A 25131-nucleotide genomic window follows, 5' to 3' on the forward strand; every position below is an offset into this window, starting at 1 on the left:
TAACGACCAGCGGATGGAAGCACACCGAGGAGAACTCATGCACACGTTCCAGACCCCCGAGCCGATCGCCGTCGATATCGCCGTGAACTGCGGTGACGTCTTCGTCACCGCCTCGGACCGCACCGACACTGTCGTGCAGGTCCGGCCCACCGATCCGGACCGCAAGGACGATGTGCGCGCCGCCGAGCAGATCCGGATCGACTACGCCGCGGGCAAGCTGACGGTGCACGAGCCCAGCGGGTGGCAGACCTTGCTCCGCCGCGGCGGCCGCACCTCGATCCAGGTGAGCATCGACGTGCCCGCAGGTTCGCGGCTCAGTGGCCGGGTGGCGGCCGGCCGGGTGCTCGGCACCGGCGAGTTCGGCGACTGCGACCTGAAGGTGGCCGCCGGCGACATCACCGTCGAACGTCCGCGCGGTTCGGTAAAGGCGAAAACCGACATGGGCAGCATCCGGATCGGCGAGGCCGCGCGCGGCGTGCTGGAACTGGAGACGTCGATGGGAACCGTGGAGGTCGGCATCCGCCCGGGCAGCGCGGCGCGGCTGAAGACGAAAGCCCTGTGTGGCACGGTGCAGAACCTGATGGAGGCGGTCGAGAAGCCGCAGCGCGAGGAGGACGTCGTGCAGGTGAACGTGCGCAACTCGTTCGGCAGTGTCATCGTCCAGCACGCCACCGCCGCGTGATCGGGCTCAGCCGAGCAGCCGCTGCTCCTTGGCGACGGCAACCGCGGCCGCCCGAGTGTCCACGCCGAGTTTGGCGTAGATGCGGCCGAGGTGGGTCTTCACCGTCGCTTCGCTGATGTGCAGGGCGCGGGCGATCTCGCGATTGCCGAGGCCGTGCGCGAGCTGGGCGAGGATGTCGGATTCGCGGGCGGTCAGGCCGGGGCGCGGGTCGCGCATGCGGGCCATGACCCGGCCGGCCACCGGCGCCGACAGGGCAGTGTGGCCGGCGGCCGCGGTGTGGATGGCGGCGAAGAGTTCCTCCGGCGGCTCGGCCTTGAGCAGGTAGCCGGTGGCGCCGGCGGCGATGGCGCGGGTGATGTCGGCGTCGGTGTCGAAGGTGGTGAGCACCAGCACGTGCGGGCGCGGTTCGGGCAGCGCGGTGATCCGGCGGGTGGCTTCCACGCCGTCGAATTCGCCGCCGAGCTGAAGATCCATCAGCACCACGTCGGGGTGCAGCGCCCCGGCCATGGCCACCACTTCGGCGCCGCTGCCCGCCTCACCGACGACGTCGATATCGGGCGCACTGTCCAGCAGCGCCCGCAGGCCGGCCCGGACCACCACGTGGTCATCGCAGATCAGCAGGCGCACAGTCGGATTCGTCATGCTCGCTCCAGGGGGATCGCGGCCGAGAGTACGGCGCCTTCGCCGGGCGCGGATTCGATGGTCAGGGTGCCGCCGAGCTGCTGGAGGCGGGCCCGGATGGCCGGTAGCCCGTAGCCGCGATCGCGGCCGGAACCGCCGGCGGTGGCGGGATCGAAGCCGCGGCCGTCGTCGGCGATGTCGAGCAGCAGCTGATCGTCGAGGTAGGTGAGGGTCAGGGTGGCGGTCCGGGCGGCGGCGTGTTCGCGGATATTGGCCAGCGCGCCCTGCGCGATCCGCAGCATCGTGGCTTCGATCCGGCCGGGTAGCCGCACCGGCGTGCCGTCGATTACGCAGCGCACCGCCAGTTCGTCGGAGTTCTCGCGTTCGGCCAGCGTGCGCAGCGCGGCGTCCAGCGACCCGGTGGCGGCGAGATCGGCGGGCGCGAGATCGTGCACGAAGCGACGCGCTTCGGCGAGGTTCTGTTCGGCGATGGTGGCAGCGGTGCGCACATGCGAGCGCGCGCGTTCGGCATCGCTGTCCCAGATCCGGTCGGCGGCTTGCAGCAGCATGCGCTGACTGGACAGCCCCTGCGCCAGGGTGTCGTGGATTTCGATCGCGAGCCGTTGCCGTTCGGCCAGCGTGCCTTCCCGGCGCTCGGTGGCCGCGAGTTCCTGACGGGTGCGCAGCAGATCGTCGATGAGGGCGGCCTGCCGCACGGTCTGGCGGCGCATCTGCACGAACAACGCCGTGGTCACCGCCGCCACCGCGGGCGGTGCGAGCAATAGATTCGGATCACCCCAGCCTGCCAACCGCACTTGCGTGAGCACCACCAGCCCGGTCAGCACCACCACCAGGACGACTGCGACGCGCACGGAAAGAATGCGAAAACCGGTGTACAGCAACGGCACCGCGCACCAGGCGAAACTGGGCGCGAGTACCACCAGCACCGCCCAGCAGGCGACCAGCAGCGCGAACCACACCAGCCCCCGCCTGCCGCGCGGCGCGCCCGCCACATACAGCAGCGCGAGCACCCCGGACAGCGCGAGCACCCAGCCGGATTGCGGACTGCCGGGATGCCGGATCAGGAACCGGGCCAGCGAGGCGCCCAGCAACACATAGAAGGTGGCGTGCATGACGATGGCGAGCACGCGTTCCTCGCCGGGATCGGTCGTGGAGATCTCCGGCACCGCCACCTCCTCTACGCGCGTCGAACTGGGCAAACACATTCATTCTGCCGTGCGGTCGACGTCAGCGCGGTCAACCGATCGGATGACCCCCGTGTCGGCCGGACGGCCGCGCAACCCGAGCCGCGGAGCCGATGGCAAACCCCTGGCCGACGCCGAGGATTGGTGATGAACCGAATGGCGACCGCCGTTCACCCGGACGAGGAGAACTCCATGAACTCGCGCAACACCCGTACTTCCGTGGCCACCCGCACCCGCATCGCCATCGGCGGCGCCGCCGTGGCGGCCATCGCCGCGGGCACCGTCGGCATCGTCTCCGTCAATGCCGATGCACCGCAGCCGGTGCAGGTGGCGCCGGTCGCGGTGAACGCGGCCGCGGGCAACCTCACCCACAGCACGCACCTGACCATCGACGCCGCGACCGAGGCCGCGCAGGCCGCCCTCGACGCCGCCCGCAAAGAGAATCAGCGCGTCAGCGTCGCCGTGGTGGACCGCAACGGCAACACCATCGTCACGCTGCGCGGTGACGGCGCCGGCCCGCAGTCCTACGAGTCGGCCGAGAAGAAGGCCTACACCGCCGTCTCCTGGAACGCCGCCACCTCGAAGCTGGCCGAGCGCCTGGACTCCGCGCCGCACCTCGCCGACATCCCCGGCACCCTGTTCCTGGGCGGCGGCGCCCCGGTGGCCGTCGAGGGCACGTCGATCGCCGGCATCGGTGTCGCCGGTGCGCCCAGCGGTGATCTGGACGAGAAGTTCGCCCAGGCGGGCGCGGCGACGCTGCGCGACTGACCTGCGCCACCCGCGTTGTAGCCGGCCTACCTCGGCGTCAGCGTCACCGGCAATGCCGACGGCGACAGCACGAAATCCCGATTCGACGCTCGCACCACATAATCCGGGTCGGGCGTCGGCTTCCACCGCGCGAAGAACGCGGCCGAGGCGAGGGTGATCTCCAGCATGGCGAAGTGGTCGCCGAGGCAGCGGCGCCGGCCGACGCCGAACGACAGGCTCGACTTCTTGTCGATCTCCTCGGCGCGGGCGGGGGACCAGCGGTCGGGGTCGAAGGCTTCGGGGTTGGGGTAGTAGCGCTTGTCGTGCTGCACCATGTACGGGCTGAACATGACCGCGGTGCCGTCGGGGATGGTGACGCCGCCGATGGTGACGTCGCCGTCGGCGGTGGCGGCGCTGATCCACGGACCCCAGAAGCGAATCGTCTCCGCCACGATCTGCTTGAGGTAGGGCAGGGCGTTGATGTGTTCGGCGCGCACCGGTCCGGAGCCGACGACCTCGTCGAGTTCGCGGTAGAGCCGTTCGGCCACCTCGGGCCTGCGCATCACCTCGTGCCACAGCCACCCGGCGAGTGAGGCCATCGAGCCGACGCCGCCGGCCAGCATGAGGATCGCTTCGTCGATGATGTGCTCGTCGGACAGGGTGGCGCCGGTTTCGGCGTCGCGGTGCCGGATCAGCGCCGACACCACATCGTTGAAATCTTCGTCGCGGCGGCGGTATTCGGCGATGACGTCGCCGATGGCGCCGCGCAGATGCCGGGATTTGCGTTCCCACCGCCAGTTCGCGATCACCCGGAGCCTGCGGATCTGCGGTGGCATGGCGGTGCGGATGATGACCTGGCTGAGCAGCCACGGCACATTGTCGCGGATCTCGCGCCGCGCCGAATCGCTGAAACTGGCCTTGAACAGGGTGGCGGATACGGTGTCGAGCACAAGTCCGTGCGCCTCGTCCATCAGATTCACCGTGGTGCCCGACGGCAACCCCGACGACCATTCCTCCGCGATATCGGCTGCGGCCCTGGTGTATTCGGCGAGCCGGCTCTGCCGCAGCGCGGGGGCGATCATCCGGCGGCGCAGTTTGTGTTCGGCGCCGCGCAGGACGTTCACCGAACCACCGGCGACGTCCTTGATCGCCTCGCGCAGGTCTTCGCGGTTGAATTCCGCCTCACCCAACCCGACCTCGCGCACCAGATCGGGAGTGGTGAGCAGGTAGCCGGTCTTCTGGCCGAAGTGCAACCGCACGATGGGGCCGAGTTCCGACAGCGAGGTCACGAATCCGGGCGCGTCCCGCAGTGCGCGCAGGCTGTGGCCGACGAGTGGGAGGGCGCCGGGCGCGGTGGGTATCTCGGCCAGGCTGCGCGGCATCACCTGCTCGGGGCTCGCCGCGACCCCGTCGATGGCCTGCCGGTACACCTCGATCACCGCACCGACCTGCCGCGATTGCCGCACACCATCGCTGTGCTTGGACTGCACGGCGCGCATCTCGGCCAGCGCCGCACGTTCGCCCGCCAGCCGCGCCACCGTGTCCGCGATGGCGGCCGCCGACGCATCAGCGGTGCGGATCCCGCCACCGGCCGGCACCGATTCCGCTAGCGCGGGATCGCAATAGATGACCGGCAGCCCGACCGCGACCGCCTCCAGCAGCACCATCCCCTGGGTGTCGAAATCCGACGACGGGAACAGCAGCGCATCCGCCTTGGCCATCGCATTCAAGCATTCGGCCTGAGTGACCCTGCCGTGCAATCGGATTCGATCACCGAGCCCGTGCTCGGCGATGACGGCCGCGGCGGCGTCACGCTGGTCGCCCTCGCCGTAGATGTCCAACGTGCAGTCCGGCACCCGGCGCACCGCCTCGATCGCCTCGAGCGGCCGCTTCTCCGCTGACAGCCGCCCGCACCAGCTCAACTGCAACGGACCGGATTCGGCATGGGTGTAATCCGCGCCGGAACGATGGTCGACCAGCGAGTCGTCGACGCCGTTGGACACCACCCGAATCGGCCGTGTGACACCGTGATCGGCCAGCAGATCCGCGAAATGCCGGGTCGGCGCGATCACCCGGTCGGCGGCCTGCGCCTGCGCCGAGATCGTCCACCAGGCCTGGCGTGCCGCACGGCTTTCCGCACGATGGGGCATGTGATGGCGATGCGGCACGAAACGTCCGTGCAGCGCCCGCAGGGCCAGCGCCGCCGGAAGCGGTGCGGGGGAGGTGTGCTCGATGAACGCGTCGTCGCGGCTCTGCGCCGTGTGCACCAGCGGAAGACGATGCCGCCGTGCGGCTTTCATACCCGCGATGGCGACGCCGTAGGTGGTGTGGGTGTGCACCACATCGACCGGGCCGCGAGCGGCGAACGCGTCATCGATGCGGCGCGCGTTGCGCTTGCTGGGCAGCACCATAGGGAAACCGTTGACCGCCAGCGGGGCGGCCTCGAGCTCCACCACATTCGGTGCGGTCTGCACACGCGCGCCCGCGAGCGGCGCGACGAACAGCGTCACCCGATGACCCGCGTTTTCCAGCCCACGGCACAGCGAATCGACCGCCGTCTGCACCCCACCGAGCGTGGCCGGGTGGTAATCGGTGAACAACGCGATGTGCACAATGTCACTGTACCGAGGCAGCAGGACCGGACGCACCGAAAGAAGCGCGAGTGAAGATTGCCATTCCTCTCACGGGAACCCGTGGTGACGTGCAGCCGATCGTCGCGCTGGGTCGCGAACTCGAAGGCCGCGGGCACGATGTGCTCATCGGTGCCCCACCGAATCTGGTCGATTTCGTCACCGACGCCGGGCTCACCGCGCGCGCGTGCGGTCCCGATATCCAGCAGCTCTACAGTTCCCCCGAGGGGCAGCAGGCCCTGGCGGCGGGCAGCACGTTCCGGTTGATGCAGCTGGTCGGGCGGCAGATGGCCGGGTATGCGGCGCAGATGAATCAGGAAGTCATCGATGTGTGCGCCGATGCCGAATTGATCGTCGCGACCACCGTCACCGAAGATCGCGCCGCGTCGGTGGCCGAAGCGATGGATGTTCCGCTGGTGAGCCTGCACTACTACCCGTGCCGCTACACCGGCCGGTATCCGTTTCCCGGCGCGCTGCCGCCGCACTGGAATCCACCCGCGGTGATCAACCGCACCACCTGGGTGCTGGCCGAGAATCTGCGCCGGGTGGTGTTCGCGCGCTATCTGAACGAGCTGCGCGGGCGGCTCGGCCTGCCGAACTCCTGGGCCAGTACGGCCGCGGTGCTGGCCAAGGCCAAGGTGCCCGAGATCCAGATCTACGATCCGGCGCTGGTGCCCGGGCTGGCGCAGGAATGGGGCGAGCGGCGTCCGTTCACCGGCTTCCTCACCCTCGATCAGCAGACCCGCGCCGCCGTCGGTGAGCTCGCCGGCGATCACCACGACATCCTGGCCTGGGTCGACGCCGGTGATCCGCCGGTGTTCTTCGGCTTCGGCAGCATGCCGATCCGCGATATGGCCTCGGTGCTGGCGATGGTGTCGCAGGTGTCGGCGCGGCTCGGCGTGCGGGCGCTGGTGAGTGTGGGGTGGAGCGATCTCGACGTCGACGCCGAGGTGGGCGAGCATGTGAAGGTCGTCGGCCCGTTCGCCCACGATGTGGTGTTCCCGCGCTGCGCGGCGGCGGTGCATCACGGCGGGATCGGGACGCTGTTCGAAAGCCTGCGCGCCGGACTACCCACGCTGGTGTGTTCGGTGTCGTTCGAGCAGCCGATGTGGGGCGGGCAGGTGGAGCGGCTCGGCGTCGGCGCGCATCTGCGGTTCACCCGGCTCACCGCGCAGGCGCTCGAGGAGAAACTGCGGTCGGTGCTCACTCCGGAACACCGGGCCCGGGCGCGCGAGTTCGCGTCCACGTTGATCACCGAAGGTGCGAGTGCCCGCGCCGCCGACGTCATCGAGGCCGCGGGCCGGTGATCGGGCACGTTCTCGCCGATACGGCCACCATGTTCCAGCGCAGCGCCCGCAAGACGCTGCGCAGCCGGGACACGCTGATCATCTCGCTGCTCATGCCGATCCTGATTATGCTGCTGTTCACCTACGTCTTCGGCGGCGCGATCAATGTCGGCGGACCGTATCTGGACTATGTGGTGCCGGGCATCATGCTGCTGTGCGCCGGGTTCGCCTCCTCGATCACCGCCACCGGCGTCTCCACCGATATGACCAACGGCAGCGTCGACCGGTTCCGCACCCTGCCGATGTTCCGGCAGGCGGTGCTGGCCGGGCACGTCGCCGAGGGCGTGGTCCGCAACATGATCGCCATCGCGATCGCGGTCGCGGTGGCGGTGGTGCTCGGCTATCGGCCCGAGGCCGGCCCGCTGGGGTGGCTGGCGGCGGCACTGATGATCGCGCTGTTCGTCACCGCCGTGTGCTGGATCGCCGTCGCGCTCGGCCTGGTCGCCAAGAATCCGGAGGCGGCCGGCGGGCTTACCTACGCGATCATGTTCATTCCCTATATCTCCAGCGCGTTCGTGCAGACCTCCACCATGCCCGGGTGGCTGCGTGGCTTCGCCGAACACCAGCCGGCCACCCCCGTGGTGGAGACGGTGCGCGGGCTGCTCGACGGCACCGGGGCGAGCGCGCACGCCGGCGTCGCGGTGGCGTGGTGCGTGGGACTCGGGGCCTTGGGTTTCGCCGGCGCGAGCGCGCAGTTCGCGGCGTTGGCCCGCCGCTGAGGAGCCCGGTCCCGGCCCGGTTCGTGACCGATCCCAACGGGTGGCCGGTATCGGCTGGTCGGCGCGGTACGGTTGAGCTTCTATCCGTCCACAGCGTTGTCAGGAGTTTGTCCGCGTTGAATGTCGAACCACCGATCCAGGCCAAGCTGCTGAAGCTCGCCGCCGTCGACGCCGAGCTGACCCGTATCGCGCACCGGCGCACGGTACTGCCCGAGCAGCAGGAGGTCGACCGGCTCGAAACCGAACGCAACGCGCACAAAGATGCCGCGGTGGCCGTGGAGATCGTGCTGGACGACCTGGACCGCGACATCCGCAAACTCGAGGGCGAGATCGAGGCCGTGCGCAAGCGCGAGGAACGCGACCGCGCCATGCTGACCTCCGGTTCGGTCGGCGCCAAGCAGCTGTCGGAACTCCAGCACGAACTCGGCAGCCTGGAGCGGCGCCGCTCGGTGCTCGAAGACGACCTGCTCGAGGTGATGGAGCGACGCGAGGCCTCCGCCGCCGACCACGACCACGCCGGCGCCCGGCTCAGCAAGGCCGACGAGGACCTGGAAACCGCCAAGCGCGCCCGCGACGAGGCGCTGGCCGATCTGGACGTCGCGCAGAACCGCTGCGACGCCGACCGCGCGCAGCTGGTGGGCGCCTTCCCCGACGAGGTGCTGGCCATCTACGACCGCCAGCGCGCGCAGCACGGTGTCGGCGCCGCCCTGCTGCAAGCCCGCCGCTGCGGCGCCTGCCGGATCGAACTCGATCGCGGCGAGATCGCCCGCATCGCCAAGACCGCACCCGAGGTCGTGGTGCGCTGCCCGGAGTGCGGCGCGATCATGGTCCGGACCAAAGAGTCGGGTCTGTGAGCCGGAGCCGGTGAGTTCGAAGCGAGGAGGTGGCGGTGGTGTCGGTGCGTGAGGTGATCGTCGAGGCCGACGGCGGCTCGCGCGGCAACCCGGGGCCCGCCGGATACGGTGCGGTCGTCTTCGACGCCGGCCACAGCCGCATCCTCGCCGAACGGATGGAATACCTCGGCGTCGCCACCAACAACGTCGCCGAATACCGCGGCCTCATCGCGGGCCTGGAAGCCGCCGCCGAACTCGGCGCCCGCGAGGTGTCGGTGCGGATGGATTCCAAACTGGTGGTCGAGCAGATGTCCGGCCGCTGGAAGGTCAAGCACGCGGCGATGATCCCGCTGGCCGACCGCGCAAAACGCCTGGTCGCCGGGTTCGATCGGGTGAGTTTCCAGTGGATTCCGCGCGCGGAGAACGCGCACGCGGACCGGCTGGCCAATGTCGCCATGGATGATGGCGGGCTGGTCGACGAGGTCCGCACCGCGCGCGAGGCGGGTCATGCGCCGACCGCGCTCGGCGGCGCCGGTCGGCACGAAGGCGCCCAGGTCGATCCCACCGTGGCGCCCTCACCCGAATCGGCAACGGACGCCGACGCCAAGGAGACCTCCCGCGGTGCTTCGGCATCCTCCGACGCCGGTTCGGCCGTCGGCATCGAACGCGAGGCGCCGAGCTGGATCGATGAGGTGCGCGAAGCCTCGCCGCCCGGCGAAACTTCGGCGACGACTTCGCAAAGGGCGCGCGAACCACTCGTGACGGCCAAGCAACCACCGCCCGGCTGGACCGGCCTGAGCGGTCGACCCACTCGGTTCCTGCTGCTGCGTCACGGCCAGACCGAGCTGTCGATCGAACGCCGCTACTCTGGCCGCGGTAACCCACCGCTCACCGCGCTCGGCCGCGAACAAGCGGCGCGGGCGGCGAAGATGCTGGCCGCCAAGGGCGATATCGCCGCGGTGATCTCCTCACCGCTGGGCCGGGCCCAGGAAACGGCCGAGGCCGCCGCGACCGCGCTCGGAGTGCCGATGCAGATCTGCGAGGGGCTCATCGAAACCGATTTCGGCGACTGGGAGGGGCTGACCTTCGCCGAGGCGGTCGCACGCGATCCGCAACTGCACTCCGACTGGCTCGGCGATCCGTCGCTGCCGGCGCCGGGCGGGGAGAGTTTCGACCAGGTGCGCGAGCGGGTGGAAGCGGCGCGCCGCGATCTCGTCGCGCTCTATCCCGGTGCGAATCTCGTTGTCGTGAGCCATGTCACACCGATCAAGACGCTGCTGCAACTCGCACTCGGGGTCGGTCCGTCCCTGCTCTACCGGCTGCATCTGGACCTGGCGTCGCTGTCTGTCGCCGAGTTCTACCCGGACGGCGGGTCCTCGGTGCGGCTGGTCAACGATACGAGCTATCTATAAGTCGCCCGGTAACAACTGACATAGGGTGCCCTCACGGGCTGCGGCGTGTTGTTTTGGAGGATTGGCTAATCCCCAGCGTGCGCGGCGAATCCTGCCGAACTCCAACGTAATTGCGCATGACAATTACTTTGGCGAGCGAATCCCGGTTGCATTGGTCGAATTTAGAGGATCGCGGTACGCTTCGGACCGGTCAGGCACAGGCGTCCCGTCCGGCCTGTCTGATCGGGGAAGGGTGTTGGGTTCCCGGTCAGCGCTGTCGGGGGTGACGATCGGCGAGTAATGCTGCTCACCAGCGGTTTCGAGGGATGACTCCGCGCTGTGCTGCCTAGTGGTCTATGAGAGTGCAGGTTCGATGAGCAGTCCGATCAAGGTAGTTGTACTAGGGGCGGGGATCGGCGGACTCACCACTGCCGCCGCATTGCGACATGCCGGGTTCGGGGTCGAGCTCTACGAGGCGGGCCCCGAGCTGCGGGCCCAGGGATTCGGTCTTTCGGTACAGGCCAACGGAATCAACGCACTGCGCAGCCTCGATCTCGGTATCGACACCGAACTGCTCGAGCGTGGCGGACGCGTGGAGACCTTCCAGTTCCGCAAGCCGGATGGCACCCTGATCCGGGAGCTGCCGGTCTACAAGCTCGACGCCCGGCTCGGCGCGCCCGCGGTGGCGCTGCATCGCGCCGATCTGCATACCGCGCTGGTGCGCGCGATCGGCGACACCCCCACCTTCACCGGTGCCCAGGCCACCCGCTTCATCGATGACGGTGAGCGCGTGCGGGTCGAGTTCGCCGACGGCCGGGTGGCCGAGGGTGATCTGCTGGTCGGCGCCGACGGCATCCACTCCATGGTGCGCGCCCAGCTGCACGGCCGGTCCGAGCCGCGACCGGGCAATTTCGTGTGCTGGCTGGCCTGTATCCCGTTCGAGCATCCCCGCGTGCCGCGCGGTGCGTCGGCCCATTACTGGGGCACCGGAATGCGTTTCGGCATCCACGACATCGGCCACGGCCGGGTGTACTGGTGGGGCACGATGACCATGCCGGGCGCCGAGGCCGCCGACTGGCAGGGCACCAAGGACGACCTGCTGCGCCTGTACGCCGACTGGGCGCCGGAGGTGCGCGCCTGCATCGAGCAGACCGAATGGTCGCAGGTGCTGGCCGTGCCCGCGCAGGACCGTCCGCCGCTGGCCGAACTCGGCCGCGGCCGGGTCACCCTGCTCGGCGATGCCGCGCATCCGATGCTGCCCAGTCTGGGACAGGGCGCGAACTCGGCCATCGAAGACGCCGTGGTGCTCGCGCACACCCTGGCCAACTCGCTGGATCCGGTGGCCGGGCTGCGTCGCTACGAGCAGTTGCGCGCCGACCGCAGCGCCATGTTCGTCAACGGTTCGGCGCAGCTGGCCAAGGTCGAGCAGACCGACAGCGACAAGGCCGTCGCCGTGCGCGATGCCTACTTCCGCCGCGCGCCGGAGGGTTTCTTCCTGAACAACCTGGCCAAGCCCATGGGCTTCCCGGAGCTGGGCGGACCGAGCGTCGAGCTGCCGCGCGCGCTCTCGCCGATGGAGCGCTGGCACTGGATCGCCGATCAGCTGGCGCCGCTGCACATCCTGTCGCGGGTGCGGGTGCACGGTACCGTCACTGCCGAGCAGATCCGCGGGGGTCTCGACGAAGTGCAGCGCCGACATCCGCTGCTGCGGGTGGCGATCGCGGCGAATCCGGATGGCACCGAACCGAAGTTCGTGCCGACCGATCGTCCGCTGCCGCTGCGCGTGGTGGAATCGGCCGACCCCGATGCCTGGCTGTCCGAGACGGACGAGGTCGAGCTGCGTGAGCCGTTCGACTGGCAGCAGGGCCCGCTGGGCCGCGCGGTGCTGATCACCGACCCGGCCGGCCAGAGCGCCGACCTGGTGGTCACGCTGCACTACGCGATCGCCGACGGCGAGTCCGCGATGACGGTTGCCAAGCAGATCCTCCAGGTCGCCGCCGGTGAGGCGAGCCGCCTGCCGGCCGCGCCGGTGCGGCCCGGTCCGGAGCAGCTGTTCCCGGCGAAGTACCGGGGCGGCAGCGGAACTCGCAAGATGATTGTTGCCCAGTTGCGCGATCAGCTGGCGATGCTGCGCAAGCCGCGCCGGCTGGAACCGACCACCCTGGTGCCGCCCGCGCAGCGGCGCAGCCGCGTGGTGCACCGCACCCTCGACGGCGATCGGCTCGACGCGCTGCTGGCCGGCTGCGAGTCCCGCGGCGTGAGCTTGCAGTCGGTGCTGTCGGCGGCGTTGCTGGTGGGCGCGGCCCGCGAGGCAGGCACCACGGGCGCGGCGCCGTACACGGTGGGCAGCTCGGTGAACTTCCGCTCGCACCTCGACGGTGTGGTCTCCGACGCCGAAGTCGGTTCCTACCAGGGCATGATCGCCACCATGGCGAACTACGCGCCGTGGGCGTCGCTGTGGCAGCTCGCCGCGGAGATCGACGGCGCCTACCGCGAGCGGATGGCGCGCCGGGACCACATGTCGGCGCTGAATCTGCTGCAGGCGGTCGGCCCGAAGTCCGTGGCGGCCAGCGCTTCGACGGTGAAGCTGATGGACAGCCGCGGTCCCGGCCACCTGTGCATGACCTACCTGGGACAGTACGACGTCCCGGACAAGATCGGTGCCTGGCGGCTGTCGGAGGCGCAGTTCGTCTCCGGCATGTCGGTGAGCGGTTTCATCATGGCGACCGCCAATGCCACCCACGGCCAGTTGTCGTTCAACGTCGGCTACGTGGAACCCGCGGTGTCGACCGAACGGGCCGAACTGCTCGCCGACGAGAGCATCCGGGCGCTGCTGTCAGCGATCTGAGACAGATCGTTCACCGCCCCACAACCGCATGGCGGCCCGGCAGCCCCCGGGCCGTCATCGCCACAACCTTCGATCGATACGGACGACTGCCCGTGCGTCCCCGCGTGATCACAGCGCCGTGACCCGCCGACGCCGGCAGTGGGTCCGAACCTGGCCGTACGAGGAGCAACCGTGAATTCCGAGACGACACCGGCGGACGCGGAGGAGCCCGGCCTACCCCGCTGGCCGGTCACCGCCTACCAGCGTGACGTACTGTCCGCCGCCTTCCGGTTCGCGCCGGAACCGGTGTCCCAGTTGGCCGTCAAGGGTGATGTGGACCGGCCGCTGGATGTGGCGCGGATGCGGGAGGTGCTGCATCGCGCGGTGCGCCGCAACGACGCGCTGCGGCTGCGGTTCGAACTCGTCGACGGCGAGTTCCGGCAGTGGGTCTCCGAGGTCGAACCGGAGCTCGAGCACGTCGATTTCACCGCGGAGCCGGATCCTGCGCTGGCCTGCGCGGACTGGATTCGCCGGGCCTCGGCTCAGCCCATCGAGGGGCCGTCGAATCTGGCGGTGGCGGTGCTGGTCGACGATCCGGCCGATTTCCACATCTTCATCCGGGTGGCGCACGCCAACGCCGACGGCTGGGCGCTGAACATGCTGCTGGCGCATCTGATCCACGATTTCCTCGCTCCCGGCGGCGCCGAACCGGATCCGCTGCCGTCCTATCACGAGTTGCTCACCGCCGAGCAGCAGTACCGGTTCTCCGCGGACTGGAACGCCGATCGTGAGGCGCTGCTCGCGCACGTCGGCGACGCGGTTCCGGCCCTGTTCACCCGCACTTCGGCTCCGACGGCCGCGCGCGGGCATCGGGTGGTGCGGCTGGACAAGGCATACCTGGACCGGTTGCGTGGCTCCGGCACGTCGCCGTTCGCCTACACCGCCGCCGCGCTGGGCGCCTACCTGTGCGCGGTGCACCGCACCGACGAGGTGATGCTCGGTGTGCCGATGCTCAACCGCGACACCCCGGTGGCGCTGGCAGCGGGCGGGCACGTCACCAACATGCTGCCGGTGCGGGTGCGGGTCGGTGATGGGCGCACGCTCGCCGAGGTGGCCTCGGATGTGGCCGCGCAGATCAAGGCGTTGAAGAAGCATCAGCGCTTCGCTTACGGCGACCTCATGCGCGCGCTGGCCGAAGATCCCTCCGCGCCACCGCTGTTCGACGTGTCCTACTCGTACATGCGGTTGCCTGCCTCCGATCACCTCGACCAGATCATGGAGCGGCTGCGGCTGCCCAACGCCGGTTCCTGCTTGCAGGCGCTCAATATCGTCGCGATCGAACATCAGCGCGACGGGTCACTGAGCGTGCAGCTGATCTACGACTTGGATGTCTTCGACCAGACCTACCCGATCGGCAGCGCCATCGACAGCGTCGCCACCATGATCGAGGCCGCGCTCACCGATTCGGAGCAGCCGGTGTCGGCGCTGCCGCTGGTGTCGGCGGCGGCAGCGCAGCGGGTGGCGGAGTTCGAAGCCGGGCCGCGCGCGCCGTTCCCCTACACCACCCTGGACCGGCTCTTCGCCGAACAGGCCGCGGCCAACCCGGCCCGCACCGCGATCATCGCCGCCGACGGCGAGCGGCTCGGCTATGCCGAATTGGCCGAGCGGGCCGACGTTTTCGCCGATCGGCTGCTCGAACTCGGGGCAACGGGCAACGAGTGCGTGCCGGTGGTGTTGCCGCGCTCGCCGCAGATGCTGGTGGCGATGTACGGCATCCTGCGCGCCGGCTGCGCGTATGTGCCGCTGGATCCGGAGTTCCCGGCCACCCGCATCGAGACCGTGCTGGCCGACTGCGGCGCGCGTTTCGTGGTGGCCGGGCCCGAACATCAGGCGGTGTTCGACCGGCTGGGTGTGATCCGCGTCGAGCCAGGCGAGCTGCACGCGGTCAACGTCGAGAACCGATCGCATCCGGCCGATCTCGCCTACCTCATCTACACCTCCGGTTCGACCGGCAAGCCCAAGGGCGTGATGATCGAGCATCGCTCGGTGGTCAACCGGTTGATCTGGATGCAGCGGCGCTACCCACTCGGCGCCGACGACGTCATCCTGCAGAAGACGCCCGCCACCTTCGATGTGTCGGTGTGGGAGTTGTTCTGGTGGTCCATCACCGGCGCCCGGGTGGCCCTGCTCGAGGTCGGCGGGGAGCGCGATCCGCGCCGCATCATCGCCGCCATCGAGCAGGACGCGGTGACGGTGCTGCATTTCGTGCCGTCGATGCTGGCGGCCTTCGTCGACGAACTCGACAGCGACCCGGCCGCCGTCGCGCGGATCGTCTCGCTGCGACGGGTGTTCTGCAGCGGTGAGGCGCTGCCGCCCGCGCTGGTGCGCCGCTTCCAGGCCGTCTTCGCCGCCGCGGGCGTGCAGGCGCCGCAGCTGGTGAATCTGTACGGGCCGACCGAGGCGACCGTCGACGTCTCCTACTTCGACTGCCCCGAGGACGAGCACCTGGAAGTGGTGCCGATCGGCCGGCCGATCGAGAACATCGATCTGCTGGTGCTCGACGAGCACGGCCGCAGGCTGCCACCGGGTGTGCCCGGTGAGCTGAATATCGCCGGTGTCGGTGTGGCGCGCGGCTACCGCGGCCGCGACGACCTCACCGCCGCCGCGTTCGTGCCCGACCGCACCGTGACCGGCCGGCGCCGCTACCGCACCGGCGACCTGGTGCGCTGGCTGCCCGACGGCCAGATCGAGTACCTGGGCCGCTTCGACGACCAGGTGAAGGTGCGCGGTAACCGCGTCACCCTGGGCGAGGTGCAGAACGCGATGCTCGACTGCGCGGGTGTGCGCGCGGCGGCCGTCGTGGACGAGAAGTCCGCCAACCACGGCGTGCATCTGGTCGGTTATTACGTCGGCGATTCGGAGACCGAGCCCGCCGTCGACCGGCTGGCCACCGAACTCGGCGCCCGGTTGCCCAAGTACATGGTGCCCAGCCGGCTGGTGCGGGTGGAGCGGATTCCGGTCACCCGCAACGGCAAACTGGATCGCCGCGCGCTCGCCCAGGCGGCCGCCGAGCAGCAGCCGCCCGAGGAGTCCGCCGCTTCCGGTGAGCCGCGCAACGACGTCGAGGCCACGCTGGTGCGGGTGTGGTCGGCGGTGCTCGGCGTCGACGCGATCGGTGTGCACGACAACTTCTTCACCCACGGCGGCGATTCGATCCTCGCGCTGTCGGTGCGCACCGCCGCCGAACGCGCGGGCATCCGCTTCGATGTCGACACCTTCTATCAGCGTCCGACCATCGCCGAACTGGCCGAGGTGATCGCCGACAGCGGTGAACTCGCGCCGGAGCCGATCACCGCCCGGCTGGCCACGGTCCCGCTGGTCGATCACGCCGCGCTGCACCGCGCCGAAGACGCCTTCCCGGCGACCGCCTTGCAGCTGGGCATGCTGTTCCACAGCCTGGAACGCGCCGATTCGGTGACCTACAAGGATGTGTTCCGGTACCGGCTGCGGATTCCGTGGCAGGAGCGGCAGTTCCGCACCGCCTTCGATCGGCTGCTGCGGCGTCAGCCGGCGTTGCGGTCGTCGTTCGAGCTGACGAAGTTCTCGGTGCCGTTGCAGATCGTGCACCCGGAGATCACCGCCGACTACGAGATCGTCGACCTGACCGAGCTCGCGGAATCCGAGGCCGAGCGCCGGGTCGAAGCCTACATCCAGGAACGCAGGCACGCGGCCTACGCGATCGATCAGGCGCCGCTGCACGCGCTGCGAATCTTCCTGCGCTCGGCGGAATCGGCCGACGGCACCGCCGCGGTGGATCTGGTGCTCAGCTTCCACCACGCCATTCTCGACGGCTGGAGCGTGGCGACGTCGGTGCTCGAGCTGCTGCGCGACTACCTGCATGCATTGGGTGTCCTGGACACCGGTATCGATGACTCCGCGCACCCGGCGGCCGCGCTGGCCGAGTACGCCCAAGCGGAACTGTCCGCGACACAGCGCGATTCGTCGCGGTCGTACTGGCGCGAAGCCCTCGCCGGCGCCGAGGCGACGGCCCTGACCGCCTTGGCAGCGCATCAGCCGCACAATGCGCGACCTGCACAGGCGCGGGCGTTGGTCCCACAGCGGTTGAGTGCTCGGATCACCGATTTCGCCGCACGCCATCAGGTCCCGGAGAAGGCCGTGTACCTGGCCGCGCACCTGCTCGCATTGCGGTTGCTGTCCGGCCGCGCCGACGTGACCACCGGCGTCATCAGCCACGGCCGGCCCGACCGCGCGGGTGCGGAAACCCTGGCCGGGCTGTTCCTCAACACGCTGCCGATGCGTCTCGACCCCACCGTGGCGACCTGGCGTGACGCCGTCGATCAGGTGGTGCGCCGCGACCGCGCCGCCTACCCGCACCGGCGCTACCCGCTGCGCGCGATCATCGCCGATCACGGCGGCCCAGTGTTCGAGACGGCGTTCAACTACGTCAACTACCACCAGTTCCAAGCCATTCTCGGCGCGGATCGGGTGGTGCTCGACGACATCGACATTCGTGAGGAGACCAACTTCCAGCTGCTGGTCACCGCCGCCACCGATCCCCGTGACGGCCGCATGTGGTTGCGCGTGGACGCCGACGGCGCGGTCGGCGCCGAGCAGTGCGAAACGGTCGCGCTCACCGAACTGCGGATGCTGACCGCGCTGGTGGACAACCCGGACGCGCCGATCGATCCGGGTGCCGCATGGGTGTCCGGGCGCGATGTCGGTTCGCTGGTGGCCCAGGTCGCGGCCGTGCGGCCGGGTGAGATCGCGGTGGCGGCCGACGACTACGCCTGGACCTATGACGAGCTGCTGACCCGCAGCGACGTCATCGCGGCCCGGTTGCTCGCGCACGGCGTGCGCACCGGGTCGAAGGTCGCCATCATCGGTCGCAGCACCCCGGAGCTGGTGGCGTTGGTGCTGGCCGTGGCCCGGATCGGCGCGGCGAGCGTCCCGCTGGACGTGCGCTACCCGCGGGCACGGCTGAACCTGATGATCGAGCGAGCCCGACCGCACCGGGTAGTGGTCGACGCCGACCACCTCGACCTGGTCGACGATCCCGCCCTGGTGCTCGACAGCGCCGCACTCACCGCCCCGTCCGGCCCGTCCGACCTCGCGGCGCCGCGTTTGGCGCCGGTGCATCCGGAGACCACCGCGTACGTACTGTTCACCTCCGGCTCCACCGGCGAGCCCAAGGGTGTGGCGATGCCGCATCGCGGGCTGACCGCGCTGGTCGACTGGCAGCTGCGCGCCGCCTCCGGCACCGGCCTGGCCAGCACCCTGCAAGCGGCGCCGCTGAGCTTCGATGTGGCGTTCCAGGAAATCTTCACCACGCTGGCGGCGGGTTCGACGCTGCGGGTGAGCGAACGCGACCTGCGCGCCGATATGGACGACCTGCTCGGCACCGTGGCCGAGGAGCAGATCGAGCGGGTGTTCCTGCCGTATGTGGCGTTGCAGGCGTTCGCCGAGGCGGCGTCGGTGCGCCAGATCTACCCGACCGGGTTGAAGGTGCTGGCGTCTTCGGGTGAGCAGTTGCGCATCACCGACGAGATCCGCGCCCTGTGCGCGGCCGTGCCCGGGCTGCTGCTGGAGAACCAGTACGGCCCCACCGAAACCCATGTCGCGACCACCTACACCCTGACCGGTCCGGAGAGCGCGTTCCCGGTGTTGCCGCCGATCGGCCGCGCCGTCGACGGCGATACCGCCGAACTGCTGGACCGGCAGTTGCGGGTGGTTCCCGACGGTGTGATCGGTGAGCTCTACATCGCGGGGAGCACGCTGGCCCGCGGCTACGAAGCCATGCCGGGCTTGACCGCGCAACGCTTCGTCGCCGCTCCCGGTGGTGGGATCCGTTACCGCACCGGCGATCTCGGCGTTCGGTTGCCTTCGGGCGATATCGTCTGCCTCGGCCGCAGCGACAGCCAGGTCAAGATCCGCGGCTACCGGGTGGAACCGGCCGAGGTCGAGCTCACCATCCTCGGCCTGGTCGAGCAGTTCCCCGGCATCAGCGAGGCCGCGGTGGTGGCGCGCGGATTCGGCGGGATCGACGGGGCGCTGGTGGCGTTCCTGGTCGGCGACGCCGAGACCACCGATCTCACCGCGTTGCGGGCCGAGCTGCGGTCGGTACTGCCCGCTCACATGGTGCCGTCGCGGTTCCAGTGGGTGGAGTCGATGCCGCGCACGCCCAGTGGCAAACGCGACGACCGCGCCCTGCTCGCGCTGCCGGTCGCCGCCGGAACCGAACCGGTGCACCAGCATCGGGAGCCGGTCGACGATATCGAGCGTTCGGCCATGGAGCTGCTCGCCGAATACGCCGGGCTGCCGTCCATGGGTCCCGACGACGACTTCTACGCCATGGGCGGTACCTCCATCGGCGCCATGCGCGTGGTGATGGGATTGTCGCGGCGCTGGGGCGTCGAGCTGCCGATGAGCGCGTTCGTCGCCGCGCCCACCGCTGCCGGGCTGGCCGAGCTGATCCGCGCCGGCGACACCCGGCCCAGCTTCGACCCGCTGGTGCCGATCCAGCCCGAGGGCACCAAACCGCCGCTGTTCCTGGTGCATCCGATCGGCGGCAATGTGCTGTGCTACCTGGCGGTAGCCAAGTATCTGGACCCGGACCGTCCGGTGTACGGATTGCAGGCCGCCGGCGCCGACACCGGCAGCACGCCGCTGGATTCGGTCGCCGCGATGGCCGACTCCTATATCGCCGCCATCCGCCGCGTGCACCCGGCGGGGCCCTACCATCTGGCGGGCTGGTCCTTCGGTGGCTACGTCGCGCTGGAAATGGGACGCAGGCTGCCCGAACACGAAGTGGCCAGCGTGACCCTGCTCGACACGATGGCGCTGCGGCAGCAATCCCGCGACCCCATCCCCGAGGAGAAACTGATCCGCTGGTTCTTCCTCGAACTGCTCTGGTACGCCCGCGGCAACGAGACCGCGCTCGGCGAGTTCGAACCCGACGTGCACGATTCCGCGGAACTGTTCGACGCCATACTCGCCGAGGCGATCCGCTCCGGCATCCTGCCCGAAGGCAGCCCGGCACAGTCGATTCGGCGGCTGTACGAGGTGTTCCACGCCAACTACACGGCGCTGATCACCTACCAGCTGTCGGTGTTCGACCGCGACATCACGCTGCTACGCGCCACCGACGGCATCCCGCGCGGTTTCGACATCGCCCACCAGACCATCGGCACCATGTTCGACAGCGAGAACAACGGCTGGGAGCAGTACGCGGGCCGCCGGTTCGAGGTGGTCGCGGTACCGGGCGACCACCTGCACATGATGACCGAACCGCACGTGGCCGAGGTCGGTATGCAGTTGGATGCCGCGGTGTCGGCAGCCGATCCGGACCTGGACCGTGAGTTCAGCGAGGGGATGCTCGACGTGTGAGGGAGGTCAGCCCGGCAGTGGCACGAGCTCGACCAGTGTCCCTCGCCCCGAGCGGGGCGGGAGTAGCGCCAGCGCCTGCGCGGTAATGAGGCCGGCCAGGTGCGGGGTATGCACCGGGCCGGTGGCCTGCCATACCCCGCCGGGCTGCTGGCAGACCGGGACGACGCGGGTCGAGGTCTCGTGTGTGCCTGCGGAATCGGCGATGCGGCCGCGTAGCGGTTCGGCCGGGATGCGGGCGGTGCGGGCGTCGACGATGGCCGGTGCGGTGATCAGCAGGGCGGCGATGGCGGCGAACGGGTTGCCGGGCAGCGCCAGCAGGACGCGGCCGTCGGGCAGCAGTGCGACCAATTGCGAACCGCCCGGGCGGATGGCGAGGCCGTCGATCAGGATCTCGGCGCGCAGTTCGGTGAGCAGGGCGCGCAGGTGGTCGGCGGCGCCGCGGCCGGTGGCGCCGATCACCACCACGAGATCGGCCTCCGAGCGCAGCGCGAACCAGGAGCGCAGCAGGTCCCGGCAGTCATCGAGCCGCCAGACGTGCGTGGTCTCGATATCGCAGGCCCGCAGATAGCCGGGCAGCACCGGGCCGATCGAATCGCGGGTCTGGCCGGGCGTCAGCGGACCCTCGGCGCGGATCTCCGACCCGGTGATCAGCACATCCGCCCGCAACGGCCCACGGACGGCGACCGAGTGCACCTCGGCGCTCAGAGCCGCGGAGATGACGGCGGCCGAGACCCGCGTGCCCGCGGTGGCCAGCTCGGTGCCCGGATGCCAGTTCTCACCGCGGCGCCGGGTGTCGTCGCGCGCGGGTGCGTCGGGGTCGCGCGCCAGCAGTGTGTCGCCGGACAGCATGCTGGTGCGGATGAACTCGTCGCGGACGACGGCGGTGCTGCCGGCGGGAGTGGGTGCGCCCGTCGCGATCCGCACCGCCTGTCCGTATTCGAGCGGCCTGCCGCCGTGCGTGCCCGCTACTCGAGTGTCGTCGCGCAGCACCCACGGACCGGCGCCGCAGACGGCGTAACCGTCCATGGCGGCGGTATCGACCCGGGGCAGGGCGGTGGTGGTGATGAGCGGTTCGGCCAGCGTCGCGCCCGGCACCTGCGCCGGCGGACGCTCGACGCTCGCGATCGGCCGCAACCGGGCCCGCAACAGCGCCCGCGCCTCGTCCACCGTGCGGGCCTGGCCAGTGCAGCCGGCCGACGCGACCTCCGCCCTCGCGCCGGCGGTCGGCGCGCTCATCGCCCGCCGCCCCTGCGCGCAGCGGACGGCCACGGACCCGAGCTCACCCACATCATGCGAGCCATCCTCGCCGCCCCCGATTTCCCCGCATTTTCCCCGCAGTTGCCCCGCAATGACACTGTGCTCACACTCTGCGCTGTGCGGCTGTGCGGCTGTGCGGCTGTGCGGCTGTGCGGCTGTGCGGCTGTGCGGGTCAGTTCTCTCGGATGGGGTAGTAGCGCAGGTTGACCTCGGCGTCCGGGTCGTCGCCGTTGGCGAGCGCGACCGGGATGGGCGTGCCCCCGGGGTTGTCGAACAGCCGGATTCCGTCTCCGAGCAGCACCGGCGCGATGTGCAGGTCGATCTCGTCGATCAGTCCGCGTTCGAGCAGCTGGCGGCCGATCGTGGGGGAGAAGACCTCCAGGTTCTTACCCGCCGCCGCTTCGAGCCCGATCCGGACGGCTTCGGCCACATCGCAATTCAGGAAGGTCACGCCCGCGGCGGGTGTGGCGTCTTCGGGGTGGTGGGTCAGCACGAACACCGGCCCCTGCCACGCGCCGCCGTAGATCGCGGTGGGATCGGGGTAGGCGTCCCAGCCGGCGCGGCCGCCCAGCACGGCGCCGGTGGTCTCCACGTACTCCGCGGCGAGGCCGGGACGGGAGGTGCCGCGCAGCCAGTCCATGGAATGGTTCGGTCCCGCGACGAATCCGTCGAGCGACATGCTGAAGTGCCAGAGCACCTTTCCCCGTGCGGTCTGCGGCGTGGTGTCCGGCAATGCTCTGGTGGCGGTGTTATCGGCGGTGTCCACGGGCGTTCCTCTCGTCGGGTTCCTTGGAGTGACGACCCGCCGTGCCCGGGAAACTCATCGCTCGCCGGGCGAACCTATGCCGGATAGGTGTGGATTTCGGTGGCCTTGAGGGCGGCCCACAGCTCGGTGCCGGGGCGCAGGCGCAGCTCGGCGACGGTGGCCGGGGTGACGTCGGCCAGCGCCGGGGGAGTGCCGTCGAGCCGGACCCGCACGGTGTGCGCATGCTTTTCGACACCCGCAACGGTCACCGGCCAGGTATTGCGCGGACTGCCCGCCGGTCGTTCGGGATGCAGGCTGACGGCGCTGGGCGCGAAGGCCAGATGCACCGCGCCCGACGAGGGTTCGGCGATGGTCAGTGCACCGCCGCGGTCGAGTTCGACGGTCGTGCCGCGCGCGGTGCCCCGGAAGAGATTGAGGCCGACGAGGTGGGCGACGTAATCCGAGCGCGGGCGGCGGGCCACCTCTGCGGGCGCACCCTCTTGGACGACGGCGCCGTCCTCCATGATGACCAGCCGGTCCGCGAGCACCATGGCGTCGAGCGGATCGTGCGTGACCAGCACCGTATGCCCCGGATAGTCGCCGAGATGGTGGGCCAGATCGCTGCGCACCCGGATCCTGGTGCTCGCATCGAGCGCGGCCAGCGGCTCGTCCAGCAGCAGTAGCCGGGGTTCGGTGGCCAAGGCCCGGGCCAGCGCCACCCGCTGCGCCTGACCACCGGACAGCCGGCGCGGTTTCGCCTGCCGATGCTCACCCAGCCCCACTCGCTCGAGCCATCCCGCGGCGCGCTCCCGGGCCGGCGCCCGCCGCATTCCGCGCGCCCGCAGCCCGAAGGCCACATTGTCGAGTGCGGTCAGTTGCGCGAACAGCAGATAGTCCTGGAACACCACGCCGACCTGGCGATGTTCGGCCGGGACGAACGTATCCGGCGGCGCATCCCAGAGCTGATCGTCGAGCTGGATCTGCCCGCCGTTGAGCGGCGTGAGTCCGGCCAGCGCCCGCAGCGCCGTCGTCTTGCCTGCACCGTTCGGCCCCAGCAACGCAACCACTTCACCGGGTTGCACCGTCAGCACCAGCTCGAGCGCGAAGTTCTCCCGCGCAATCCGGATTTCCGTGTTGAGCGTCATCCGATGCCGCCCCGGATCCACCGCTCACGCAACGCCGCCAGCACCCCGACCGAGACCGCCAGCAGCACCAGGCTCAGCACGATGGCGGCGTCGGGGTCGGTTTGCAGGGCCAGGTAGACCGCTAGCGGCATGGTGGTGGTCTCGCCGGGGAAGTTGCCGGCGAAGGTGATGGTGGCGCCGAATTCGCCGAGCGCGCGCGCCCAGCACAGCACCGCGCCCGCGACCACGCCGGGCAGCACTGACGGCAGCGTCACCCGGCGGAAGATCAGCCAGGGGGAGGCACCGAGGGTGGCCGCGGCCTCCTCATAGCGGGGGTCGGCCGCGCGCAACGCCCCTTCGACGGAGATCACCAGGAACGGCATCGCCACGAACGCCTCCGCGACCACCACCCCGGCCGTCGTGAACGGCAGCGACACCCCGAACCACTCGTGCAGGTACTGTCCGATCAGCCCGCGCCGCCCGAACACCAGCAGCAATGCCACACCACCCACCACCGGCGGCAACACCAGCGGCACCGTCACCAGCGCCCGCACGAGACCGCGTCCGGGCAGTTCGGCGCGTGCCAGCAGCCAGGCCAGCGGGATGCCGAGCAGCAGGCAGATCACCGTCGCCAGGCTCGCGCACACCAGCGAAAGCCGCAGGGCCTCCGCGATTTCCGCGCTGAACAGCCGATCCGGCAGCGTCCGCCACGGCGCCCGCACCACCAGACCCACCAGCGGAACCACCAGGAACAGCAGTCCGATCACGGCGGGCACCAGCAAGATCAGTGGCCGCCGTCGCCGCACCCGTCGTGCGACGAGCCCGGTCATGGTGTCTCGAATCCCGCCTCGGCGAATACCGCGCGCGCCGGTTGCGAGCCGATGAAGTCGACGAAGGCCGCGGCGCTCGCCGCGTTCGGCGCCTGCGCCACCGGCGCGATCGGATACTCGTTGACCGCGCCCGCCGACTCGGGGAACTCGATGCCCTGGACCTTGTCGCCGGCCGCCCGCACATCGGTGCGATACACCAGCGCGGCATCGACCTCACCGAGCGTCACCTTGCTCAGCACGGCCTTCACATCAGGTTCCCTGGTATCGGGTTTCGGGGTGATCTGGGCGGCGGCGAAGACCTTCGCCGCCGCCGCGCCGCACGGCACCTGTTCGGCACACAGCGCGATGACGGGGTCGTCGCGGCCGAAGTCGGCGAGACCGGCGATTGCACCGGGATTGCCTGCGGGAACGGCGATTTCGAGCCGATTGCGGACGAAGGTCGCGGGCGTGGCGGTCACATCGCCGGAATCGACGACCTGCTGCATGTTCTTCGGTGCGGCCGAGGCGAACACGTCGGCGGGCGCGCCCTGCCGGATCTGCTCGGCGAGTTCGGAACTGGCGCCGAAGCTGAACACCACATCCACGCCGGGGTGGGCGGCCTCGAACTGTTCGCCGAGCGCGGTGAAGGTCTCGGTGAGCGAGGCGGCGGCGAAAACGATGACCTTGCCGCCGATTTCGTCCTCGGAGCGAGCGGACCCGTCCGCACCGCACCCCGCGAGCGCGAACATGCCCGCCAGCAGTGCGGCGGTCGAACGATAACGAGGCATGTC

Annotated in this window: 16 protein-coding genes; 8 read left to right on the top strand and 8 right to left on the bottom strand. The window is 70.1% G+C overall.

The window, feature by feature from the left end; all coding sequences use genetic code 11:
- Positions 1 to 37: 37 nt before the first annotated feature.
- The gene (locus tag NOCYR_RS08485; protein WP_014349943.1) at positions 38 to 682 is read left to right on the top strand and encodes a hypothetical protein; all 645 of its coding nucleotides are present in this window, start codon (positions 38 to 40) and stop codon (positions 680 to 682) included.
- 6 nt (positions 683 to 688) lie between these two features.
- Here NOCYR_RS08485 and NOCYR_RS08490 read toward each other — a convergent pair whose 3' ends face one another.
- Both NOCYR_RS08490 and NOCYR_RS08495 read right to left on the bottom strand, forming a co-directional pair.
- Positions 689 to 1324 carry a response regulator gene (locus tag NOCYR_RS08490; protein ID WP_014349944.1) on the bottom strand — a complete coding sequence of 212 codons (636 nt, stop codon included), beginning with the start codon at positions 1322 to 1324 and terminating at the stop codon, positions 689 to 691.
- Positions 1321 to 2490, bottom strand: a complete 1170-nt coding sequence (locus tag NOCYR_RS08495; protein ID WP_014349945.1) for a sensor histidine kinase — start codon at positions 2488 to 2490, stop codon at positions 1321 to 1323. The genes NOCYR_RS08490 and NOCYR_RS08495 overlap by 4 nt, the downstream gene beginning before the upstream one ends.
- A 165-nt stretch (positions 2491 to 2655) precedes the next feature.
- Here NOCYR_RS08495 and NOCYR_RS08500 point away from each other — a divergent pair, with 165 nt between their 5' ends.
- Positions 2656 to 3276 (top strand): GlcG/HbpS family heme-binding protein, encoded by a 621-nt coding sequence (locus NOCYR_RS08500; RefSeq protein ID WP_104361191.1) that lies wholly within the window; start codon positions 2656 to 2658, stop codon positions 3274 to 3276.
- A 26-nt stretch (positions 3277 to 3302) separates the two neighbouring features.
- Here NOCYR_RS08500 and NOCYR_RS28240 read toward each other — a convergent pair whose 3' ends face one another.
- Positions 3303 to 5867, bottom strand: a complete 2565-nt coding sequence (locus NOCYR_RS28240) for a cytochrome P450 (RefSeq protein ID WP_014349947.1) — start codon at positions 5865 to 5867, stop codon at positions 3303 to 3305.
- Between the two features lie 50 nt (positions 5868 to 5917).
- Between NOCYR_RS28240 and NOCYR_RS08510 the strand changes: the two genes are divergently transcribed.
- From NOCYR_RS08510 to NOCYR_RS08535, 6 genes are all read left to right on the top strand, one after another.
- On the top strand, positions 5918 to 7192 hold the full coding sequence (locus tag NOCYR_RS08510; RefSeq protein WP_014349948.1) for a glycosyltransferase: 1275 nt from the start codon (positions 5918 to 5920) through the stop codon (positions 7190 to 7192).
- On the top strand, positions 7189 to 7950 hold the full coding sequence (locus NOCYR_RS08515; RefSeq protein WP_014349949.1) for an ABC transporter permease: 762 nt from the start codon (positions 7189 to 7191) through the stop codon (positions 7948 to 7950). The genes NOCYR_RS08510 and NOCYR_RS08515 overlap by 4 nt, the downstream gene beginning before the upstream one ends.
- Before the next feature lie 116 nt (positions 7951 to 8066).
- Positions 8067 to 8804 carry a zinc ribbon domain-containing protein gene (locus tag NOCYR_RS08520; protein WP_014349950.1) on the top strand — a complete coding sequence of 246 codons (738 nt, stop codon included), beginning with the start codon at positions 8067 to 8069 and terminating at the stop codon, positions 8802 to 8804.
- Positions 8805 to 8842: 38 nt separating this feature from the next.
- Entirely contained in the window at positions 8843 to 10195 is a 1353-nt protein-coding gene (locus NOCYR_RS08525) for a bifunctional RNase H/acid phosphatase (protein WP_081505569.1), read from the top strand.
- Positions 10196 to 10547: 352 nt separating this feature from the next.
- Positions 10548 to 13022 (top strand): FAD-dependent monooxygenase, encoded by a 2475-nt coding sequence (locus tag NOCYR_RS29675; protein ID WP_081505570.1) that lies wholly within the window; start codon positions 10548 to 10550, stop codon positions 13020 to 13022.
- A gap of 171 nt (positions 13023 to 13193) precedes the next feature.
- On the top strand, positions 13194 to 20405 hold the full coding sequence (locus NOCYR_RS08535; RefSeq protein WP_014349953.1) for an amino acid adenylation domain-containing protein: 7212 nt from the start codon (positions 13194 to 13196) through the stop codon (positions 20403 to 20405).
- Between the two features lie 6 nt (positions 20406 to 20411).
- Here NOCYR_RS08535 and NOCYR_RS08540 read toward each other — a convergent pair whose 3' ends face one another.
- The 5 genes from NOCYR_RS08540 to modA form a co-directional block, all read right to left on the bottom strand.
- Positions 20412 to 21641: a molybdopterin-binding protein gene (locus NOCYR_RS08540; protein ID WP_148280570.1), complete on the bottom strand. Its 1230-nt coding sequence runs from the start codon at positions 21639 to 21641 to the stop codon at positions 20412 to 20414.
- Positions 21642 to 21834: 193 nt separating this feature from the next.
- Positions 21835 to 22428 carry a dihydrofolate reductase family protein gene (locus NOCYR_RS08545; RefSeq protein ID WP_014349955.1) on the bottom strand — a complete coding sequence of 198 codons (594 nt, stop codon included), beginning with the start codon at positions 22426 to 22428 and terminating at the stop codon, positions 21835 to 21837.
- A gap of 74 nt (positions 22429 to 22502) precedes the next feature.
- Positions 22503 to 23552 (bottom strand): ABC transporter ATP-binding protein, encoded by a 1050-nt coding sequence (locus NOCYR_RS08550; protein ID WP_014349956.1) that lies wholly within the window; start codon positions 23550 to 23552, stop codon positions 22503 to 22505.
- A complete protein-coding gene (gene modB / locus NOCYR_RS08555; protein ID WP_014349957.1) occupies positions 23549 to 24361 on the bottom strand; it encodes a molybdate ABC transporter permease subunit in 813 nt (270 codons plus the stop codon). The genes NOCYR_RS08550 and modB overlap by 4 nt, the downstream gene beginning before the upstream one ends.
- On the bottom strand, positions 24358 to 25128 hold the full coding sequence (modA, locus tag NOCYR_RS08560; RefSeq protein ID WP_014349958.1) for a molybdate ABC transporter substrate-binding protein: 771 nt from the start codon (positions 25126 to 25128) through the stop codon (positions 24358 to 24360). The genes modB and modA overlap by 4 nt, the downstream gene beginning before the upstream one ends.
- Positions 25129 to 25131: the final 3 nt, after the last annotated feature.

Source organism: Nocardia cyriacigeorgica GUH-2 (assembly GCF_000284035.1).
Lineage (GTDB): Bacteria > Actinomycetota > Actinomycetes > Mycobacteriales > Mycobacteriaceae > Nocardia > Nocardia cyriacigeorgica_B.

Excerpts from the sequence above, each read along its gene's own strand:
- NOCYR_RS08490 (WP_014349944.1), bottom strand. The coding sequence starts at position 1,324 with ATGACGAATCCGACTGTGCGCCTGCTGATCTGCGATGACCACGTGGTG.
- NOCYR_RS08550 (WP_014349956.1), bottom strand. The coding sequence starts at position 23,552 with ATGACGCTCAACACGGAAATCCGGATTGCGCGGGAGAACTTCGCGCTC.
- modA (WP_014349958.1), bottom strand. The coding sequence starts at position 25,128 with ATGCCTCGTTATCGTTCGACCGCCGCACTGCTGGCGGGCATGTTCGCG.
- NOCYR_RS08540 (WP_148280570.1), bottom strand. The coding sequence starts at position 21,641 with ATGAGCGCGCCGACCGCCGGCGCGAGGGCGGAGGTCGCGTCGGCCGGC.
- modB (WP_014349957.1), bottom strand. The coding sequence starts at position 24,361 with ATGACCGGGCTCGTCGCACGACGGGTGCGGCGACGGCGGCCACTGATC.
- NOCYR_RS29675 (WP_081505570.1), top strand. The coding sequence starts at position 10,548 with ATGAGCAGTCCGATCAAGGTAGTTGTACTAGGGGCGGGGATCGGCGGA.
- NOCYR_RS08485 (WP_014349943.1), top strand. The coding sequence starts at position 38 with ATGCACACGTTCCAGACCCCCGAGCCGATCGCCGTCGATATCGCCGTG.
- NOCYR_RS08500 (WP_104361191.1), top strand. The coding sequence starts at position 2,656 with ATGAACCGAATGGCGACCGCCGTTCACCCGGACGAGGAGAACTCCATG.